The following is a 4,634-nucleotide window of genomic DNA, read 5'->3' on the forward strand; positions in this document are numbered from 1 at the left end:
GTCCAGCGGTACGGCAACCGCTTCCGGGCCGCATGCCGAGAATGGCGGCGGCACACGTGCTGCGTTCGGCGGCGGCGATGGTGGTGGCACACGTGCTGTGCCTGGTGGCGATGGTGGTGGTGCGGATGCTGCGGCTGGTGGCGATGGCCCTGGCGGCACACGTGCTGCGGCTGGCGATGACGGCAGTGAGGCGGCAGCCGTATTCCGGGTGGTCAACGAACATGGCCTGCACGCTCGGCCTGCGGCCAGGTTGGTGGCCGAGATTCGTGGGCGGGACGCGCGGGTCCGCTTGCGCAATCTGACAACCGGAGCAGGGCCGGTCCCGGGGAGCAGCCTGACCCGCGTCGCGGCGCTCGGGGCGCTGGCCGGGCATGAAATCGAGGTCGTGGCAACCGGTTCCGACGCCGGTGAGGTCGTGCGTCGGGTGACGGACTTGGCCGAGCGAGGATTCGACGAGGTAGCCGCGCCGCGCTCGAACGGTCCGCAGGAGGCTCGCGGTGTTTCGGCGCGGGCCGGATCGCGGACAGGGGCGGCCCCGGCCGGCGGAATCGACGGTGGTGCGGCGGAATTCGTCGGATCCGGTCCGTTCCCGGCGTCGGCGGGCATCGCGATCGGACCGATATGGCGGCCGGGTGCGGTCGAATTCGACCTGCCGACCGTTGCGTCCGGCCCGCCCGAGGACGAGCGCGAACGCTTGGACGCCGCGCTCGCGCGGGTGAGTGATCGCATCACCACCGCGATCGAACAGGCCGACGACGGATCGGGTGCGGGATTCGCGGACTACACCCGATCCGCATCGGCGAATCCACAGGCCGATATTTTCCGGGCGCACCTGCTGTTGCTCGAGGACGAGGAGGTGATCCGCGCTGTCCACGACCACATCGGCGAAGGCGCACCCGCGGAGCGCGCGTGGGCAACGGTACTGGACGACGCCGCAGCGGAATTGGCGGATCTACCCGACGACTACCAGCGCGCGCGGGCGGCCGATATTCGCGCGGTGCGCGATCAGGTCGTCGCGGCGCTACTGGGGATCGACAGTGAGATCGACAGCCGCCCGGGCATACTCGTCGCGGCCGACCTGACACCCGGCCAGGTCTCGGCGCTGGATCCCGAGGTCGTGACGGGAATAGCGCTCGCACAGGGTAGTCCGACAGCGCACAGCGTTATTCTCGCCCATGCCAAGGGAATTCCCGCGATCGTCGGAGCCGGGTCGCACGTGCTCACAGTCCCGGAAGGCACGACGGTGGCGCTCGACGGCGGCACCGGCCAGCTGGTCATCACTCCCGACGAGCGAACCAGAATCGAATTCACCACGCGGGCAAAGCAGCAGCGCGACCGTCTGCATGCCGCCCAGGCGGCGGCGCGACAGCCCGCCCGCACCCGCGACGACATCACCGTGCACGTGGCCGCGAATGTGGGCAGCGTCTCCGATGCGACCGATGCCGTACAGGGCGGCGCCGACCTCGCAGGTCTGATTCGAACCGAATTCCTGTTCCTGAACCGCGATCACGCGCCGTCGGTGGACGAGCAGGAGCAGATCTACCGGTCGATCGCCCGGACCTTCGACGGCCGCCGGATCGTCCTGCGCACCCTGGACGTCGGCGGCGACAAGCCTTTGCCGTACATCCCCCAACCCTCCGAGGCGAACCCGTTTCTGGGCCTGCGCGGCATCCGTCTGACTCTGGCGCATCCCGATCTGTTGCACGATCAGCTGCGGGCGATCGTCCGCGTCGCCGCCGAGCACCCGGTGAGCGTGATGTTTCCGATGGTGTCCCAGCTCGCGGAACTCCGCACGGCCCGCACCCTGCTGGATTCGGTGGTGAAATCCGAGGGGCTTGTGCGAGAAGATATCTCATTGAAGGTCGGCATCATGGTCGAGATTCCGGCGACCGCCGCCAAGACGCCGGTATTCGCCCGGCACGTGGATTTCCTGAGTATCGGCACCAACGATCTCACCCAGTACGCGCTGGCCGCCGAACGCGGCAATGCCGCCGTCGCCGCTGCGGCCGATGCCTTGGACCCCGGTGTGCTGCAACTGATCGACTGGGTCTGCCGCGGTTCCGCGGCCACCCCCGTCGCGGTCTGCGGTGAGATCGCCGCCGACCCGGCCGCGATCCCGGTGCTGCTCGGCCTCGGCGTCACCGAACTGAGCGTCGCCCCACCGGCTGTCGCCCTGACCAAGGCCACGATTCGCGACCTGAATCTCCCCGAGTGCGTCGAACTCGCCCGCCGAGCACTGCGGTCGGAATCTGCTGCCGAGGTTCGTAACCAACGGTGATCTCCCGCTGGTCCTACAGGCCACCAGCGATATCCCGGACGACGGCACTTCGGTCGCGGACAGTGCGACGCCGGATCCGTCGAGGACGGATCCGGCGTCGTGCGGTCGGGTACCCCGGTTCGCCTACCCGACCGGTCCCTGGGCGAGTTTCATTTGGGCGGTCTGGTTTTGGCCGTTCGGATCGGTGAACCGGATCGTGACCGTGTCACCCGGGTGATACAGGTCCATCGTGTTGGTCAGTTGCGTCGCGGAATTCACCGAATGGTCGTCCACACCGGTGATCACGTCACCGGAGGCCAGCCCGCTCTGTTCGGCCGGGCCGCCGTTCAGGACGTTGCGTACCAGCGCGCCGGCGCCGTTGGCGTCGGTGATCGAGACGCCGACGAATGCCGACTGGCCGATGTGCACCGTGCTGGAGGCGTTACTGCCCTGGATCTGCCGTGCGATGCTCACAGCCTTGTTGATCGGGATCGCGAAGCCCTGACCCCCGCCGGCGGCGGCACTGCCCGAATTGTTGAACTGGAACCCCGCGGAGGCGGCGGTATCCATACCGACGACCTGTCCGGCGTTATTGATCAGCGGACCACCGGAATCGCCGGGCTGAATATTCGCCGCGATCTGGATGAGACCGGTCAGCTGTTCGGCCGCACCGGCGGCCTCGTCGCTGGCGGTGACGGATTGATTCAGTGCGGTGACCTGCCCGGCGGCCGCGGTGGGGCTGCCGGTGCCGCCCGCGTTGCCGACCCCGACGATGCTGTCGCCGACCGCGACCTTGTCCGAATTGCCCAGCGGCGCGGTTTGCAGCCCGGACGCGCCGGACAGGCGAACCACCGCGACGTCGTCGGTGCGGTCGTATCCGACCACCGAGCCCGCGTAGGTCTTGCCGTTGCCGATATCGGTCACCGAGATCTTGGTGGCGCCCTCCACGACGTGGTTGTTGGTCAGGATCTCACCGTCGGAGCTCAACACGATCCCGGTGCCCGCGCCCTCGCCGTTCTCGTAGCCGAGCACGGTGTTGACGTTGACGATGCCCGGGACGACGCGATTCGCCGCGTCGGTGAGACCGGAGCCGGTCTGGTTGCCGACAGGCTGGGTCACGATGCCCGGCGACTGCGCCAGCGGGGAGTGCGTGACGACGCCGCGCGCGCCGAACCGCGACGCGACCAGACCGATGGCCACCGCGGCGATCAGCACGAATACGGCCACGACGCTGAAGCTCGTCCTATGGCGGGGCGGACGACCACCCTGCGGCGGATAGCCACCCTGAGGGTAACCACCTTGCGGGTAACCACCTTGCGGGTAACCGCCCTGCGGGTAACCGCCCGGCGGTGGATACGGTCCGGGTGGTGGTGCTCCGTACGGGCCCGGAGGCTGTCCGGGCCAGTTCCCCTGGTTCGGATACACGGTCATCACGTCCTTTGGCTCAGGAACCTCTGCATCAATTAAGCGCGCATTTCCTGAGAGGCGGCTGGGTAGCTTCCGTGCAACACCCACAGTGCGCGACATCACAGATTAATCGCGCTGAACGGGCGGAATGTTGCAGTCTCGTCATTTCTGACGAAACTGTGACGACCGCGAATCTATGCCCGTTCGGCAGGTTCCACCAGGCCGGACCCGCAGTACGCTCGCGGTATGACCTCTTCAGGCACGCGTGGCGATGCGCCGTCGTCACCGGATGCCTCGCCCGCTCCGGCTCCGAGGACCGGCGGCCCCGCTGCCGGATCGGGCCTGCGCACCGCGAGCGGCGTCGTCTCGGCGCTGGTCGCGGTCGGTGTGGCCGAACTCGTGGCGGCGCCGATCGATCCGGGCGGTGCACCGCTGAACGCCCTCGGCGGAACCGTGGTGGACCACACGCCCGACTCCGTACGCGAAAAGGTGATCGGCCTGGTCGGCACCAACGACAAGGCGGTGCTGTTCATCCTGATGGCGGCGGTCGCGGTGATCGTGGCCGGATTCGCCGGCCGGATCGAGCGCCGGCACCGGCCCGTGGGCTCGGCGCTGTTCGGAGTCTTCGGTGTGCTGGCCGCCTTCGTGGCGGTGAACCGGCCGAGGGCATCGCTGCTCTGGGCGCTGCCATCGGTGATCGGGGTGGTGCTGGCGATCGTGGCGCTGCGCTGGATGATTCGCCGGATCGATCTGTTCGAGAGCCGGATGCTCGCGAGCGCGGGATCCGGTGGCGCGGTCGAAACCTCTTCGGAATCGGCCGTCGGCATCGATCGGCGCCAGGTGATCCGGGGTGTCGCCGGCGTCGGAATCCTCGCGGCCGCAGCGGAAGTCGTGGGCAGACTGCTCGGATCGAGCTTGCACAGCGTCTCCGCCGAACGCGCCGCGGTCACGCTGCCCGCGCCACCCACCC

Annotated in this window: 3 protein-coding genes and 1 pseudogene; 2 read left to right on the forward strand and 2 right to left on the reverse strand. The window is 68.6% G+C overall.

All coding sequences use genetic code 11. From position 1 onward, the window contains the following. The coding region (locus JZ791_RS43475; protein WP_216903728.1) for a hypothetical protein at positions 1–223 on the reverse strand (223 nt) is incomplete at its 3' end. Between the two features lie 30 nt (positions 224–253). Here JZ791_RS43475 and ptsP point away from each other — a divergent pair. After that, the gene (gene ptsP / locus JZ791_RS43480) at positions 254–2,278 is read left to right on the forward strand and encodes a phosphoenolpyruvate--protein phosphotransferase (RefSeq protein WP_308163496.1); all 2,025 of its coding nucleotides are present in this window, start codon (positions 254–256) and stop codon (positions 2,276–2,278) included. A 123-nt stretch (positions 2,279–2,401) separates the two neighbouring features. Here ptsP and JZ791_RS43485 read toward each other — a convergent pair whose 3' ends face one another. Beyond that, positions 2,402–3,484, reverse strand: a complete 1,083-nt coding sequence (locus tag JZ791_RS43485; protein WP_308163497.1) for a S1C family serine protease — start codon at positions 3,482–3,484, stop codon at positions 2,402–2,404. A 426-nt stretch (positions 3,485–3,910) separates the two neighbouring features. On the opposite strand from JZ791_RS43485, the pseudogene JZ791_RS43490 reads away from it, so the two are divergent. Beyond that, a pseudogene (locus JZ791_RS43490) lies at positions 3,911–4,634 on the forward strand (hypothetical protein); the annotation flags it as partial.

Origin of the sequence: Nocardia alni (assembly GCF_019038435.1) — a bacterium.
Taxonomy (GTDB): Bacteria; Actinomycetota; Actinomycetes; order Mycobacteriales; family Mycobacteriaceae; genus Nocardia; species Nocardia alni.